The sequence below is a fragment of the Streptomyces sp. NBC_00443 genome, from assembly GCF_036014175.1.
In the GTDB taxonomy this organism is placed as follows: Bacteria; Actinomycetota; Actinomycetes; order Streptomycetales; family Streptomycetaceae; genus Streptomyces.
Genome location: NZ_CP107917.1, coordinates 7,910,057 through 7,922,873 on the forward strand (window position 1 = coordinate 7,910,057; position 12,817 = coordinate 7,922,873).

13 protein-coding genes are annotated in these 12,817 nt (G+C 70.9%); 7 read left to right on the forward strand and 6 right to left on the reverse strand.

The features are described from left to right. Window positions 1-13 precede the first annotated feature (13 nt). Window positions 14-1,087: an endo-1,4-beta-xylanase gene (locus OHO27_RS35990; protein ID WP_328429112.1), complete on the forward strand. Its 1,074-nt coding sequence runs from the start codon at window positions 14-16 to the stop codon at window positions 1,085-1,087. A gap of 134 nt (window positions 1,088-1,221) precedes the next feature. Here OHO27_RS35990 and OHO27_RS35995 read toward each other — a convergent pair whose 3' ends face one another. The 3 genes from OHO27_RS35995 to OHO27_RS36005 form a co-directional block, all read right to left on the reverse strand. Further along, window positions 1,222-1,428: a DUF5999 family protein gene (locus tag OHO27_RS35995; RefSeq protein ID WP_030053671.1), complete on the reverse strand. Its 207-nt coding sequence runs from the start codon at window positions 1,426-1,428 to the stop codon at window positions 1,222-1,224. Window positions 1,429-1,944: 516 nt separating this feature from the next. Beyond that, window positions 1,945-2,547, reverse strand: a complete 603-nt coding sequence (locus OHO27_RS36000) for a hypothetical protein (protein ID WP_328429113.1) — start codon at window positions 2,545-2,547, stop codon at window positions 1,945-1,947. A gap of 226 nt (window positions 2,548-2,773) precedes the next feature. After that, window positions 2,774-2,953, reverse strand: a complete 180-nt coding sequence (locus OHO27_RS36005; protein ID WP_328429114.1) for a hypothetical protein — start codon at window positions 2,951-2,953, stop codon at window positions 2,774-2,776. Window positions 2,954-3,126: 173 nt separating this feature from the next. On the opposite strand from OHO27_RS36005, the gene OHO27_RS36010 reads away from it, so the two are divergent. Beyond that, a complete protein-coding gene (locus OHO27_RS36010; RefSeq protein WP_328429115.1) occupies window positions 3,127-4,644 on the forward strand; it encodes a glutamate--cysteine ligase in 1,518 nt (505 codons plus the stop codon). Between the two features lie 40 nt (window positions 4,645-4,684). Here the strand turns inward: OHO27_RS36010 and OHO27_RS36015 are convergent, their stop codons facing one another. Beyond that, window positions 4,685-6,475, reverse strand: a complete 1,791-nt coding sequence (locus tag OHO27_RS36015; protein ID WP_328429116.1) for a substrate-binding and VWA domain-containing protein — start codon at window positions 6,473-6,475, stop codon at window positions 4,685-4,687. A gap of 194 nt (window positions 6,476-6,669) precedes the next feature. On the opposite strand from OHO27_RS36015, the gene OHO27_RS36020 reads away from it, so the two are divergent. Further along, window positions 6,670-7,470, forward strand: coding sequence for a CPBP family intramembrane glutamic endopeptidase (locus OHO27_RS36020; protein WP_328429117.1), 801 nt, complete (start codon window positions 6,670-6,672; stop codon window positions 7,468-7,470). 122 nt (window positions 7,471-7,592) lie between these two features. On the opposite strand, the gene OHO27_RS36025 is transcribed toward OHO27_RS36020, so the two are convergent. Next, the gene (locus OHO27_RS36025) at window positions 7,593-8,402 is read right to left on the reverse strand and encodes a PhzF family phenazine biosynthesis protein (RefSeq protein ID WP_328429118.1); all 810 of its coding nucleotides are present in this window, start codon (window positions 8,400-8,402) and stop codon (window positions 7,593-7,595) included. A gap of 209 nt (window positions 8,403-8,611) precedes the next feature. Here OHO27_RS36025 and OHO27_RS36030 point away from each other — a divergent pair, with 209 nt between their 5' ends. Beyond that, window positions 8,612-9,238, forward strand: a complete 627-nt coding sequence (locus OHO27_RS36030) for a PadR family transcriptional regulator (RefSeq protein ID WP_328429119.1) — start codon at window positions 8,612-8,614, stop codon at window positions 9,236-9,238. A gap of 78 nt (window positions 9,239-9,316) precedes the next feature. Here OHO27_RS36030 and OHO27_RS36035 read toward each other — a convergent pair whose 3' ends face one another. After that, window positions 9,317-9,748: a type II toxin-antitoxin system Rv0910 family toxin gene (locus OHO27_RS36035; RefSeq protein WP_328429120.1), complete on the reverse strand. Its 432-nt coding sequence runs from the start codon at window positions 9,746-9,748 to the stop codon at window positions 9,317-9,319. Between the two features lie 269 nt (window positions 9,749-10,017). Here OHO27_RS36035 and OHO27_RS36040 point away from each other — a divergent pair, with 269 nt between their 5' ends. The 3 genes from OHO27_RS36040 (at window position 10,018) to OHO27_RS36050 (ending at window position 12,812) form a co-directional block, all read left to right on the forward strand. Next, the gene (locus OHO27_RS36040) at window positions 10,018-10,578 is read left to right on the forward strand and encodes a Clp protease N-terminal domain-containing protein (RefSeq protein WP_328429121.1); all 561 of its coding nucleotides are present in this window, start codon (window positions 10,018-10,020) and stop codon (window positions 10,576-10,578) included. Window positions 10,579-10,689: 111 nt separating this feature from the next. Next, window positions 10,690-11,682, forward strand: coding sequence for an EamA family transporter (locus OHO27_RS36045; protein ID WP_328430652.1), 993 nt, complete (start codon window positions 10,690-10,692; stop codon window positions 11,680-11,682). Between the two features lie 179 nt (window positions 11,683-11,861). Continuing rightward, window positions 11,862-12,812: a DMT family transporter gene (locus tag OHO27_RS36050; RefSeq protein ID WP_328429122.1), complete on the forward strand. Its 951-nt coding sequence runs from the start codon at window positions 11,862-11,864 to the stop codon at window positions 12,810-12,812. The last annotated feature ends 5 nt before the right edge of the window (window positions 12,813-12,817 follow it).

Genomic DNA, 12,817 nt, shown 5'->3' on the forward strand with positions numbered 1-12,817 from the left:
GAGGAGTCGCACCATGCGCAAGAACCGTCTGAGACTCGCCGGCGCTCTCGCCGCCGTGCTGGTCGCCGCGGGCGTCGCGAACGGCCCGGCAGCCCAGGCTCACGGCAAGCCACCCACCCTCGCCGACCTCGCCCAGCGCCACGGCCGCTACTTCGGCAGCGCGACCGACAATCCCGAGCTCGTCGACGAGCCGTACAAGGCGCTCCTCGGCAGCGAGTTCGACCAGATCACGCCGGGCAACGGCATGAAGTGGTACGCCACTGAGCCCCAGCGGGGTGTGTTCGACTTCTCCAAGGGCGACGAGATCGTCGACCTCGCCCGCGCGAACCACCAGAAGGTGCGCGGCCACACCCTCGTCTGGCACAGCCAGCTGCCCGGCTGGCTGACGGGCCGCGCGTGGACGGCCGACGAGCTGCGGGCCGTACTGAAGAACCACATCCAGCGGGAGGTACGGCACTACCGGGGCAAGGTGTTCGCCTGGGACGTCGTCAACGAGGCCTTCAACGAGGACGGCACCTACCGCGAGACGGTCTTCTACAACACGCTCGGCCCCGGCTACATCGCCGACGCCCTGCGCTGGGCCCGCCAGGCCGACCCGAAGGTCAAGCTCTACCTCAACGACTACAACATCGAGGCCGTCGGCCCGAAGAGCGACGCCTACTACCGTCTCGCCAAGGAGCTGAAGGCGCAGGGCGTCCCGCTCGACGGCATCGGCTTCCAGGCCCACCTGGCCCTGCAGTACGGCTATCCGACCACGCTGGAGGACAACCTCCGGCGCTTCGCCGGGCTGCGGCTCGACACCGCGCTCACCGAGGTCGACATCCGGATGATCCTGCCCGCGACCGAGGAGAAGCTCGCCCAGCAGGCCGGGTGGTACCGGGATCTGACCGAGGCGTGCCTGGCGGTGCGCCGGTGTGTCGGCATCACCGTCTGGGACTACACCGACAAGTACTCCTGGATCCCGGCGGTCTTCGAGGGCCAGGGTGCCGCGCTGCCGTGGGACGAGGAACTGCGTCCGAAGCCGGCCTACTTCGCGATACGGCAGGCGCTGAGGCATCCCCCCACGGCGCACGGCGAACTACGCTGAGTGACCACCCCCGGACACACGTGGGGGCCGGCTCGCAGTAAGGTCTGCGACCGGCCCCTGGGAGTACGCCGGGCGTCGGTCATCGCTCCGCCCGGTAGTGCTGCAGGACCTCTCCGGCATGCCGCCGGCAGGCGCTACGCGGCGGTCATCACCTTGCCGGTGCCCAGCGGACGGTGCGGGGCGATGATCTGGCCGTCCGGCAGGAGCTCACCGGTGTCCTCGAAGAGCAGGACACCGTTGCACAGCAGGCTCCAACCCTGCTCCGGGTGGTGCGCCACGAGACGGGCGGATTCCCGGTCGGCGGAGTCGGCTGAGGGGCACGGTGGCTGGTGCTGGCACATGGATGGGATCTTTCGCTCTGTCGTGCTGTGTGAGATGGCTGTGGCGTCTGTTTCGCGGCGTGAAGCTTCGTTCATGGCCGCCCCCGTTGTGATTAGTCGGTCGGAACCCAGTGTTGCCCCACGGGCGGCAATCCGCAGGGATTTCGCAGCACCGCTTTCTCACAGGTTGATGACGCATCTCCCGCGCGGACGGTTCATCCCAACTCCACTGTCATTTCGGGTGGTTCGCCGTGGTCGGATGGGGCTAGTCCGGACGGGCCGGGGCCTTGAGTGGCTCGTTCGAGCGCATTGTCGCTCGCGCGAGCGATATTCTCCTCGCGCTCTCGCCTATTCTGCGCTCAGGCGAGTGCTTTCCTGCTCGTTAGAGTGCCGAGGTCCGTCGAGTGTCGCGCGTTTTACGACTCGTATGCGTGTTTCCCGTACTCCGATTCGTGCCCGATCCCGCCCCGGACAGCGGCGTACCCCGCAACCCGGGAACGGGGCGGCGGGGTACGCGGGCGCTCGCGCGGTGCGCTGTCAGGCGGGTGAGCCGAGCAGCGGAGGCATAGGGGGCAGCGGCGCCGGGGTCGCCCGGTGGGTCAGCACCGGGAGCAGCTCGGCGACCAGGTGCGGCAGATGGGCCGCGATGCCGGGCGGGGCGGGGGCCAGCGGCACCAGGAGGTCCGTGGCGGCCGGGTGGCCGGTGGTGGCGTCCGCGGTGCAGTCGCCGTGCAGCCAGAGGGTGAGCATGTAGAGGCCGGGGAACGACAGCAGGCGCGGCTGGTAGGGCTGTGCGATCGTCTCGGCCTGGCGCAGCGCCCGTTCGGTGGAGGCGATGTACGGGCCCTCGAAGAAGTGCGAGAAGGTCCAGCCGTCCGGGGTCAGCCGGGTCTCGGCCGCGGCCATCGCTCGTTCGCCGCACCGGATCAGGAAGCGCCAGCCGGCCAGCCGGGTCGCGGTCACGCCTGCCGGGGTGATCTCGTCCACGACGTGCACAGGCAGCGGGAGTTCGGGTGTGGCGGGGCCCTGGGCGGCGCGCAGGGAGGGTGTTCGGGCCTCGCGGACCGCGGTGGGCGAGCCGAGTGCGGTGAGGACGGAGCGAAGTGCGGGCGCGGGAGCCGGGGGCACATGCAGCGGCATGGTGGGTCGCCTCTCATTGACAGGCACGGTGGCGCGAGGGCGTGGCGGGGGCGGACGGCGCTGTCTGCTCACGGAGGTCAGAGAGGCGGGGGCCGGGGTCTGGGAGCGCGAGGTGGTGTGCGAGGCCTGCCTTGACTCACCTGACGGCAGGTCCCTGGGACCCTGGGCGCCAACCCTCTGCCTTGATTGCGGAGTTTATACGACGAGTGTTCAGACGATGTTTCATCTAGCCGCTTTTGGCGCACCCGGCAAGGGCCCATTCGGCCGGTGATTTGCGGGAATCATCCCGATTGCCGACCGGCCATACGTCCATGACCTCGAAAAATAGCCCGGGCGCGGTCGGCCAATTCTCGTCGGCGTTTTTCACGAGTTCGTTGAGCCGTTCCGCAACTGCATAGTGCCCCATGCCCGGTGAATGTGCCGCCGGTCACGTCCGACAGAGTAGCGGGCGCCGGGCCGCCGCGGGACGTTATCGATCGCTTCCGCTGGGCATCATCCCACCTGACCCGGGACCGGCGGTCGGCTCCAGGGTCCGCCGAGCGGGCCTCAGAGCCCGGCCATCCGAGGAGGGAAGCTTCGATGGGGGAGAAGGTCGTGGCAGGTCGGTTCGATCTGTCCGACCGCCAGCGCTACCGCGAGAAGTTGCGGCAGTGTCTGACGGGCCTGGAGCGGCTGCTGGAGGAGAAGCGGTTCGACCGCCCCAAGAACCTCATGGGGCTGGAGATCGAATTGAATCTCGCCGGCGCCGACGGCATGCCGAAAATGTTGAACATGCAGGTACTGGAGCGGATCGCGAGCCGCGATTTCCAAACAGAACTCGCCATGTTCAATCTGGAAGTCAACATCGCCCCGCACCGGCTTCAGGAGCGGGTATTCGACGGGCTGGCCGAAGAGCTCCGTACGTCACTGGCATATGCCGACCGAAAAGCGGGTGAGCTCGACGCGGGAATCGTGATGATCGGCATTCTGCCGACGCTGGACCGGGACGACCTGGTCTCCTCGAACCTCTCCGCCGTCGACCGCTACACCCTGCTCAACGACCAGATCGTGGCCGCCCGCGGTGAGGAGTTCACGCTCGACATCGACGGTGTGGAGCGCCTGACGTGCACCTCGGGCTCCATCGCCCCGGAGGCCGCCTGCACCTCCGTGCAACTGCACCTCCAGGTCACCCCGGGCCGCTTCGCCGACGTCTGGAACGCGGCCCAGGCGGTCGCCGCCGCGCAGGTCGCCGTGGGCGCCAACTCGCCGTTCCTCTTCGGGCGCGAGCTGTGGCGGGAGTCGCGGCCGCCGCTGTTCCAGCAGTCCACCGACACCCGCCCGCCCGAGCTCCAGGCCCAGGGCGTGCGGCCCCGCACCTGGTTCGGGGAGCGGTGGATCTCCTCGGCGTACGACCTCTTCGAGGAGAACCTGCGGTTCTTCCCGGCCCTGCTGCCGATCTGCGACGACGAGGACCCCCTGGCGGTCCTGAACGCCGGCGGCACACCGTCGCTCGCCGAACTCGTCCTGCACAACGGCACCGTGTACCGCTGGAACCGGCCGGTCTACGGCATCGCCGACGGCGTCCCGCATCTGCGTGTGGAGAACCGCGTGCTGCCCGCCGGGCCCACCGTCACGGACGTCGTCGCCAACGCGGCGTTCTACTACGGCGTCGTCCGCGCGCTCGCCGAGGAGACACGGCCCGTATGGACCCGGCTGCCCTTCGAGGCGGCGGCCGCCAACTTCGACGAGGCGTGCAGGCACGGCATCGACGCGCGGCTGCGCTGGCCCCGGCGGGGGCGCTACGGCGGGACGACCGAGGTCGACGCGGTGAGCCTCGTACGCGACGAACTGCTGCCGCTCGCCGAGGTCGGCCTGGACGCATGGGGCGTCGAGCCGGCCGACCGGGACTTCTACCTGGGCGTCATCGAGGAGCGCTGCCGCAGGCGGACGAACGGCGCGTCCTGGCAGGCGGCCACCTTCCACCGGGCGCTGGAGTCGGGCCTGTCCCGAGAGGCGGCCCTGGCGGCGACGACGCGCCGGTACCGCGAACTGATGCACCGCGGGGATCCGGTGCACACGTGGCCGGTGGGGTTGCCGGAGCCGGTGACGGTGCGGTGACGGCCCTGACGGGCCGGTGCGGTCGGCCGGCGTGGGCCTCTCAGTTCGGGGCGCCCGGTGACGCCGCCCCCACGATGGCCTTCAGGATCACGGAGTGGATCTGGGACGGGTCCGTCACCTCGTGGCCCGAACCTCCCGTCGCCCTGGCGATGCGGTCGGCTTCCTCGCGGTCCGCGTCGGGGCCGACGGCGATCATGATCAGGGGCACCGACCGCTCGGGGTTGGTGAGGCGCTCCAGGCGGGTGACGAGGTCGGCACGCGAGATGCTGCCCGGGTCCTCGTTCCTGCCGTCGGTGAGGACGACCAGGGCGTTGAACCTGCCCTTGGCGTAGGAGTCGGTGGCCGACCTGTAGGCGGCGAGCGTGGTGTCGTACAGGCCGGTCGCACCGTCCGGCACCGGCTCCAGGTCGCCGAACGCCGTGGACAGCCTTTCGCGTTGCGCGCCGCCCCCGTTCCCGTCGCCGAGCCGCTCGGTCGGCACCAGGACGCGGTAGTCCTTGTCGCCGTCCAGCTCGGTGGCGAACTCCCACAGGCCGATCTCGTCGTCGGCCGTGAACGTGGCGAGAGCCTGCAGCAGTGACGCCTTGGTGACGTCCATCCGCGACTGCTCGGTGCCCGGCACCGGCTCGGCCATGGACGCGGAGGCGTCCACGACCGTCGTGATCCGCGCACTCTGCACGGTGATCGTCCACACGCCGAGCGTCTCCTGGACCGCGACCGCCGGGGCCGGCCGGCCCGCCGGCTCCGCGTACGGCTGCGGACTGCTGCCGCCCGCCCGGGTGACCAGCGCGTCGGGCGGCGCCGCGTCGTCGGACGTCCGGAAGCCGTGCCGCTCCAGAAGCCCCCGCTGTCGGGCGTCGGCGAGGTAGTTCATGAACCGGATCGCGGCCCGGCTCTCGTCGGTCGTCAGCCCGGTCTGGTCAAGGAGGGCGTACGGGTAGTCGAGGCGGGGCGAGCCGTCCTTCGGATAGAAGAAGTCCAGGCTGCTGCCGCCGTCCGCACCGGAGTTGTACATGTGCGCCGCCTGCTCGCTCACGACCAGCGCCTGGTTGCGCTTCGGGTTGCCCAGCTCGGTGCCCGAGGCGTCGCGCGGCAGGGTCTCCAGCACCTGGCCGTCACTGTCGGAGACGCGCTGCGACAGCGCCTTCATCATCGCCGCGACCTGCGTGTCCCCGGCCTCGCCCGCGCCGGCCGCCGTGCTCAGCTGCGTGAGGGCGAGCAGCCCGCTCGCGCTGCGCGCGGGGTCGGCCGCGCCGAGCCGGAGCGAGTCGTCGCGCAGGCGGGCACCGGCCAGCTCCAGCCAGCTGTACGTCTTCCTCGGCCACCCCAGCGACTTCGCGGCCGCGGGCACCATCGCCACCCCGACCGGCGTGGAGGCGACATGGCCCACCGTGGAGACCGCGGCCGTGCCGCCGTCCGCCGTGAGCCGCTGGAGCCACAGCTCCGAGTCCGGCACCCACACCTCGGCGCCGGGGTCCTTGCCCGCCAGAAGCGTGTCCGCGACCTCGTACGACTCGCGAGCGCTCACCGTCACGGCGACGCACCGCCCGTCCGAGGTGAGGTCGGCCTCCCTGGCCTGCTTCGCCGCCGTCTGCAGGGCCGGGGCCAGGTCGGGGGAGGCGGCCAGGGTCAGCCGCACCGGGTCGTCCTGGCAGGAGGAGCCGAAGGAGAGCAGCCCGCCCCTGACCGCGGCGGCCGTACCGCCGGCGACGGCCAGGACGAGGGCGGTCGCGATGAGCACCGTGCGGCGGCGGGCGCGTCGACGGAGGCCGCGTCGACGGGGGTCGCTGCCGCCCGCCCCATACTGATCGGGCAAGCTGTGACGTCCCATGACGGTGGTGCCCCTCCCTGTTGCCCTGCTGAACCACGTGCCGGGGTCCGGCCGTATGGCAGGCAAAGGGGCGGTACGCCCCGTACGGCGCCCGTCCCCCCGACGGCCTGTCGCGCACGGTCTTCGTAAGTGCATTCGAGACCCTAGCGGGGTGGCGATGAGGATGAGGCGGGATTACCCAACTGGAGGCAGGTGTGCAGGGCGAGGCAGGCCCCGTGGCCGATTCTTTTCCGCATGAGCGGCCCTCGCGACGGATTTTCCGTGATGAGACGCTGCTCGTTCTGGGGCTGTCGCTAGGTGCGAGCGGTGTGTCCGCCCTGATCAGTTTTGTCGGCTCGGTCACCAAACCGGGGGGCCTCAAGGACCAGGCGGCCACGCTCAACGCCTCGGCCGCGCCGGGCCGTCCCTGGCTGGATCTCGCCTGGCAGCTGTTCGGGATCACGACCGCGCTGGTGCCCGTCGCGCTTGTCGCGCACTTCCTTATGCGCGAGGGGCAGAGCCTGCGCAGCATCGGCTTCGACCGCACCCGCCCCTGGCCGGACCTCGGCCGTGGCGCGGGCATCGCGGCGGTCATCGGCAGCACCGGAATCGCCTTCTACCTGGCCGCGCGCGGACTCGGCTTCAACCTCACCGTGGTGCCCGAGGCGCTGCCCGACGTGTGGTGGAAGTACCCGGTACTCATCCTCTCGGCGATGCAGAACGCGATCCTCGAAGAGGTCATCGTCGTCGGCTACCTGCTGCGCCGGCTGGACCAGTTGGGCTGGACGCCCGGCACCGCGCTGGTGGCCAGTTCCGTACTGCGCGGCTCGTACCACCTTTACCAGGGCATCGGCGGCTTCCTCGGCAACATGGCGATGGGCGTGGTGTTCGTCTACCTGTACCGGCGCTGGGGCCGGGTGGGCCCGCTGGTGGTGGCGCATTCCCTGCTCGACATAGGGGCGTTCGTGGGGTACGCGCTGCTGGCCGGGAAGGTGGGGTGGCTGCCTACGGCGTGACGCCGGTCGGCAGTCGCCAGGAGCTGGCCGAAGGGGGCGTACGACGATCTCGTACGCCCCTTCGGCATGCCCGGCGGGTCTGCTCGCGCGCGGACCGGCCGACGCGTCTGTCGCAACGGGCTTCAGGCGATCAACTCCCCCTCGATCACGGTCACCGCGCGGCCGCTCAGCAGCGTGCGGTCGGCGCGCAGTTCCGTGTGGACGTGGCCGGAGCGGCGGGAGGCCTGCAGGCCGGTGAGGTCTGTGCGTCCGAGGCGCTCGGACCAGAAGGGCGCGAGGGCCGTGTGGGCGCTGCCGGTGACGGGGTCCTCGTCGATGCCGAGGTTCGGGAAGAAGCAGCGGGAGACGTAGTCGTAGCCGCGCGTGGGGTCCTCGGCGCGGGCGGTGGCGATGATGCCTCGCTCGGATTGGGCGCCCAGGGCTTTGAGGTCGGGGCGCAGGGAGCGGACCGTCTTCTCGTCGGCCACTTCGAGGAGCAGGTCGCCGATGCTCGGGCCGGTGTCGAAAGCGACGAGCGGCTCGGTGCCCAGCGCCTGTGCGACCCCGTCCGGTACCTCGACCGGTGTGAGCGGGGCCGTAGGGAAGTCGAGCGTGATGGAGCCGTCCTCGCGAGGCGTGGCGACCAGGACGCCACTGCGGGTGGCGAACCGTACGGGTCCCTCGTGGGTGCCGGTGCTGTGCAGCACGTGGGCCGTGGCGAGCGTGGCATGCCCGCACATCGCCACTTCGGCGAGGGGTGTGAACCACCGCAACGCCCAGTCCGCCTCCCCGCCCTCCTCCAACGGGTGCGCGAACGCCGTCTCGGCTTGATTGACCTCCATGGCCACGTTCTGAAGCCGTCCGTCCTCCGGGAAGGCGTCCAGGAGGAGGACTCCGGCCGGGTTGCCGCCGAAGGGATGGTCGGTGAAGGCATCGACGATTCGAATCCGCATGCCGTGACGCTAGAGGGCGCGCGGAGAGGGAGGCCAAGGCCAATTCGTGGGTGCTGGACCGATTTGGGGGCCGGGGTGGCATGCGCTGCACGTCAGCGCCCCTCAGTGCCGGCGCCGCCCGGACATCTCTCTCCACCCTTGCCTAACGAACTCTTCCGATATATCGTTGAAGCATCGCGACAGATCAACGATGGAATGGAGTGATTGGGATGCGTTCCCATGGATTCGAGCGTGGACACGGTGGACACGGTCATCACGGCCGAGGCGACTTCGAGGGGCTTCGCGGCGCCTTCGGGCCGTTCGGGCCGGGTGGTCCTGGCGGCCCCGGTTTCGGTGGGCCCGGATTCGGGCCCGGCCCCTGGGGGCCGAGGGGTGGTCGAGGCGGACCGCGAGGGAGGGCGCGGCGCGGCGATGTGCGCGCGTCGATCCTCGCCCTGCTGAAGGACCGCCCCATGCACGGCTACGAGATGATCCAGGAGATCGCCGAGCGCAGCGGCGGGGCGTGGAAGCCCAGTCCCGGCTCGGTGTACCCCACCCTCCAACTGCTGGAGGACGAGGGCCTGATCGTCAGTGAGAGTGAGGGCGGCAAGAAGCTGTTCTCGCTCACGGAGGCGGGCCGCGAGGCGGCCGAGGCCGGGCCCGAGGCGCCCTGGGAGGAAGCCTCCCGCGGTGTCGACTGGGAGGCCCTCGGTGAGATCCGCCAGGCCGGTTTCGGTCTGATGGAGGCTTTCGGGCAGGTCTGGAAGACGGGCAGCAAGGAGCAGCGCGAGAAGGCGCTGACCGTCATCAACGACGCCCGTAAGCGGCTGTATCTGATCCTCGCCGACGAGGACTGACGTACGGCCTCCCCGCCGTCGGTGAAGGCGCCCCGTGGAGTGATCCGCGGGGCGCCTTCGTGCGCGCAGCGAGGGTCTTCAGGTCACCAGTCCCGCCAGCTTCCGCAGTGACTCGTTCAGGGCGGCCGTCGCCGAATCCTTGAGCTTGCCCGCCATCAACGACACCGCCGCACCCGTGAACTCCCCGTCGGTGCGCACGGTCGTGGCGCTGTCGCCGTCCGGGGTCAGTGTGTAGCGCGTGGCCACGGTCACCGCCATCGGGCCCTTGCCGCGAATGGCGAGCACTCGCGCCGGCTCCAGTTCCTCGATCGTCCACTCGACCTCGGCCGGGAACCCCATCAGCTTCATGTTCTCCTGGAACGTCCCGCCCACTTCGAGTGCCGCGGGGCCGCCGCCCGGGAAACTGGTGTGGGTGGCGTTCCACTGGCTCCATGCCGACCAGTCCGTCAGCTGCGCCCAGACCTTCTCGGCCGGTGCCTCGATGCGTGCCTCCGCGCTGACTTCGGCCATGCGACCACCCCTTCGTATCGGGCTACGGTGTCGCGGAACGTAGCTGTGGGGCGTGGAACATTCAATACTGATGAACCGTCAGAAAATGTGGAGACGCCGGACAGGTCGACCGAGGCTCGCGGCAAGGCGGCGCGCGTCCCTCAGGGTGGTTCGGCGTGATCTCATCCGTAAGGAGGAGATTCCGGCCGCCGGAGTCCACTCTGTGTGGGACGCGAAAATGCTTCCCGTCGGGGATGACTCGGCTCGAAGTGGTTGATGAGGTAGGGGATGTGCAACCCCGTATCCCCCGGCAGTCGGCCCAGGAGCAGGACTGCCGGCGCCCGGACGCCGCGGCGGACGATGCCAGGCTCAGCCACGAGCTGGCAGCGGTGATCTCCGGCGCCCGCCGCCGGGCGGTCAGGGACGGGGACCGGCAGATCGACACGGCCCATCTGCTGCACTCGCTTCTCGAGCACGACCGGGACGTGTACGCCGTCTTCGGCGAAGGACCCCAGATCGCCCGCCTCCTCGGCTACCTCGTTCAGCGCACCATCGGCTACGGCCTGCGCTGGCAGGGCAGCGTCGAGGACTCCGGCGGCGTACCCGTGGTCATGGAGGGTGACGGGTTCTCCCCGCTGGCCGCGAGCGCGATGGAGTACGCCCGCCGACGTGCCACCTCGCGCGGCGACACACAGGCTCGCGGCATCGACCTCCTCGCCGCGATCATCGTGGACCCGCAGGCCCGCGCCGTCGAGGTGCTCGCCCGCGCCGGCATCGACGCGAACGCCCTGCGCGCCCGCATCGACGAACACCGGGACGAATACGTCGGCGGCGGCGAAACCGCCCGCTAGTCCCACGCGCTCCCCGGCACCCTCGCGAGGCCGCCCCGCCGTCCACCCGGTGAGACAGGTGTCATCGGGGATGACGCTCATGTCATCGGCTGTCATCATGGGCCGGTGCGTATGTCTGAAAACAGTCCGGCCGGCCGCGGCAAGGGCGTCGGGCTCGGTCTGGCGCTCGGTTCCGCGGTCGCCTTCGGCGGGTCCGGTGTCGCAGCCAAGCCTCTGATCGAGGCGGGGCTCGACCCGCTGCACGTCGTGTGGCTACGGGTCGCCGGCGCGGCCCTCGTGATGCTGCCGCTCGCCGTGCGCCACCGCGCGCTGCTGCGCCGCCGCCCCGCCCTGCTCACCGGGTTCGGACTCCTCGGCGTGGCCGGTGTGCAGGCCTTCTACTTCGCCTCGATATCCCGCATCCCGGTCGGGGTCGCGCTGCTCGTCGAGTACCTCGCCCCCGCGCTCGTCCTCGGCTGGGTGCGGTTCGTGCAGCGGCGGCCGGTCACGCCCGCCGCAGCGGTCGGGGTCGTCCTCGCGGTCGGCGGGCTCGCCTGTGTCGTCGAGATCTGGTCCGGGCTGAGCTTCGACGCGCTCGGACTGCTCCTGGCTCTCGGCGCCGCCTGCTGCCAGGTCGGCTACTTCGTCCTGTCCGACCAGGGCAGCGACTCCGGCGCCGACGCCCCCGACCCCCTCGGCGTGATCGCCTACGGCCTCCTCATCGGCGCCGGCGTACTCACCGTGGTCGCCCGCCCCTGGACGATGGACTGGTCCGTACTCGGCGGCACCGCGCACATGGACGGCACCCCGGTCGCGGCCGCCCTGCTGCTGTCCTGGATCGTCCTGGTCGCCACGGTCATCGCATACGTCACCGGAGTCGTCTCCGTACGCCGGCTCTCGCCGCAGGTCGCCGGCGTCGTCGCGTGCCTCGAAGCGGTCATCGCGACCGTCCTGGCCTGGTTCCTGCTCGGCGAGCACCTCTCCGCGCCGCAGATCATCGGTGGTGCGGTCGTCCTGGCCGGCGCTTTCATCGCGCAGTCGTCGGCACCCGCGAAGGGCTCCCCGGAGCCGGTGGCGAGCGGCGGTCCGGAAAGGGATTTGTCGGCCCGCGAACCGGCCGCATAGGGTGCGGATCATGCACTCCACGGCACTCGTTCTTCCGCCTCCGGCCGCCTGAGGCGGGCCCTCCGGAACACCTGCCCGGTGTCACGCCGGGCGGAACGGTGCTGCCCGCAGACGAAGTCCACGGATCCCGCTGACCCGGGCTCCTTCCAGCACTTCTGCATGTCTGCGGAGAACAACTCGTGTCGAACACCGCTGTCTCCGGCCTGCCCATCGGGCGTGGCCTTCTCTATCTGATCGTCGCCGGTGCCGCCTGGGGCACCGCGGGCGCCGCCGCCTCCCTGGTCTACCGCGCCAGTGACATGGGACCGGTCGCCCTCTCCTTCTGGCGCTGCGCGATCGGTTTCATGCTGCTGCTGGCCGTCCGTCTCCTGCGGCCCCGCGTGCGTGTGCGGGCGCAGTCCGTCGTATCCGAGCCACTCGGCCGCAAGGCGCTGCGGGCCGGGGCCACGGGCGTCGGGCTCGCCGTGTTCCAGACGGCGTACTTCGCTGCCGTCGACGTCACCGGACTCGCCGTGGGCACAGTCGTCACCCTCGGCGCCGGCCCCGTGTTCATCGCGCTCGGCGCCCGACTGACGCTGGGGGAGCGGCTCGGCCGTGGCGGTGTCGCGGCCGTGGCCGGTGCACTCATCGGGCTCGCGGTGCTGGCACTCGGCGGGGAGGGGGCGACCGTACGGCCGTGGGGCGTGCTGCTAGCCCTCGTGTCCGCGGCGGGGTATTCCGTGATGACCCTGCTGACACGGAAGTGGGGGCGCGACGGCGGGGCCGACGCCGCCGGTACGTCCGTGCGGTCCTTCGCGGTCACCAGCCTGTGCCTGCTGCCGTTCGCCCTCGCCGAGGGACTCGTGCCGCACACGGCCGAACCCGTACAGCTGGGCTGGCTGCTGGCGTACATCGCGGCCGTCCCCACCGCCCTCGCATACGCCCTCTACTTCGCGGGCGCTGCCGCCGTACGGTCGGCCACCGTGTCCGTGATCATGCTGCTGGAGCCGGTCAGCGCGGCGGTGCTCGCCGTCCTCCTGCTCGGTGAACACCTGACGGCACCGACCCTCGCCGGCACCCTGCTGATGCTCGGCTCCGTCACAGGGCTGGCGGTGGCGGAGGCCCGGGGCGCACGACGGCTGCCCGCGTGAGCGCG

Coding starts and splice junctions, on each gene's coding strand:
- OHO27_RS36015 (WP_328429116.1), bottom strand. CDS start 6,475: ATGGGACGTCACAGCTTGCCCGATCAGTATGGGGCGGGCGGCAGCGAC.
- OHO27_RS36045 (WP_328430652.1), top strand. CDS start 10,690: ATGTCTGAAAACAGTCCGGCCGGCCGCGGCAAGGGCGTCGGGCTCGGT.
- OHO27_RS36035 (WP_328429120.1), bottom strand. CDS start 9,748: ATGGCCGAAGTCAGCGCGGAGGCACGCATCGAGGCACCGGCCGAGAAG.
- OHO27_RS36030 (WP_328429119.1), top strand. CDS start 8,612: ATGCGTTCCCATGGATTCGAGCGTGGACACGGTGGACACGGTCATCAC.
- OHO27_RS35995 (WP_030053671.1), bottom strand. CDS start 1,428: ATGTGCCAGCACCAGCCACCGTGCCCCTCAGCCGACTCCGCCGACCGG.
- OHO27_RS35990 (WP_328429112.1), top strand. CDS start 14: ATGCGCAAGAACCGTCTGAGACTCGCCGGCGCTCTCGCCGCCGTGCTG.
- OHO27_RS36010 (WP_328429115.1), top strand. CDS start 3,127: ATGGGGGAGAAGGTCGTGGCAGGTCGGTTCGATCTGTCCGACCGCCAG.
- OHO27_RS36000 (WP_328429113.1), bottom strand. CDS start 2,547: ATGCCGCTGCATGTGCCCCCGGCTCCCGCGCCCGCACTTCGCTCCGTC.
- OHO27_RS36025 (WP_328429118.1), bottom strand. CDS start 8,402: ATGCGGATTCGAATCGTCGATGCCTTCACCGACCATCCCTTCGGCGGC.
- OHO27_RS36005 (WP_328429114.1), bottom strand. CDS start 2,953: ATGGGGCACTATGCAGTTGCGGAACGGCTCAACGAACTCGTGAAAAAC.